The sequence below is a fragment of the Nocardia sp. NPDC058497 genome, assembly GCF_042720195.1.
GTDB lineage: Bacteria > Actinomycetota > Actinomycetes > Mycobacteriales > Mycobacteriaceae > Nocardia.
This window is the reverse complement of sequence record NZ_JBHXMY010000535.1, coordinates 2,933-4,035: the sequence shown is the minus strand read 5'-3', so window position 1 is coordinate 4,035 and position 1,103 is coordinate 2,933. Positions and strand designations below refer to the sequence as shown.

General features: G+C 71.7%; 1 protein-coding gene. It reads left to right on the top strand.

The window, feature by feature from the left end; translation table 11 throughout:
- Positions 1 to 145 precede the first annotated feature (145 nt).
- Positions 146 to 988, top strand: a complete 843-nt coding sequence (locus tag ACFWPJ_RS26675; RefSeq protein WP_378855309.1) for an acyl-ACP desaturase — start codon at positions 146 to 148, stop codon at positions 986 to 988.
- Positions 989 to 1,103 lie beyond the last annotated feature (115 nt).

Sequence of the window (1,103 nt, the reverse complement as noted above, 5' to 3'; positions counted from 1 at the left end):
GGGGTTTTGTTTTTTTATAAAACACCCCCCCCCCCCGTCACACACCCCCGCGCGCGGCGCCCCGCGCGGGGGGGGCCCCCCCCCCCCCCGCCCGCCCCCCCCCCCCCCACGGCCGAACCGCTAGGTTGTCGGGGTGCAGAAAACTATGACCGACCGTGAGCTGCTGGATTCGCTCGCTGACGTGGTGGAAACCAACCTGGCTCGGCACATCGAGGTGGCCGAGGGCTGGCAGCCGCACGAGTTGGTGCCGTGGGCGGACGGCCGCAACTTCGCCTTCCTCGGCGGCACCGACTGGACCCCGGACCAGTCCGAGCTGAGCGCGACCGCCAAGCTCGCGCTGACGGTGAGCGTCCTGGTCGCCGACAATCTGCCGTCCTACCACCGTGAGCTCGGCAAGCATCTGCGCACCGGCCCGTGGTGGCGCTGGGTCGGCCGGTGGACGGCCGAGGAGAACCGCCACGAGATCATGATCCGCAACTACCTGATGGTGACGCGCGCGGTCGATCCGGTCGCGCTCGAGCGGGCCCGCATGGCGCACATGACCGCAGGGTTCAACCGTCCTCCGCTGCACCTCATCGACGTGCTGGCCACCTGCGCCTTCGAAGAGCTCGCCGCCGCGATCCGGCACCGCAACACCGCCGCCCTCGGCGAGAACCTGGTCGTCACCGCGATGGCCGAGAAACTGGCCGTCGACGACGAACTGCAGGCCGAGTTCTTCGCCACCCTCGTCGCCGCCGCCCTCGATCTGGTCCCCGACCAGGCCGTGCGCGCGATCGCTGACCAGGTCGCCGCCTTCCGGGTACCGCACGTGGAGCTGCCCGGCGGCGGTTCCAGTGACGAGGCGCTGGCCGAGGCCGGCATCTACGACCCCGCGAACGAGGCCGAACTGGTCTTCAAGCCGCTGCTGCAGCGCTGGAACATCTTCACCCGCACCGACTTCACCGAAGCCGGCGAGAAGGCTCGCGCCGAACTGGCCCACCTGGCCTGATCTTTCGCACGAACGGGGGGGGCCCCCCCACGTGGGGGGCGGGGGGGGGGGGCAGGGTGGGGGCGCCCCCGGGGGCGAGCCCCCCCCGCCCCGGTGGTGTTGTGGGGCCCCCCAC

What these genes read in the sequence shown, in the direction of transcription:
- ACFWPJ_RS26675 (WP_378855309.1), top strand. Translation starts at nt 146, where the DNA reads ATGACCGACCGTGAGCTGCTGGATTCGCTCGCTGACGTGGTGGAAACC.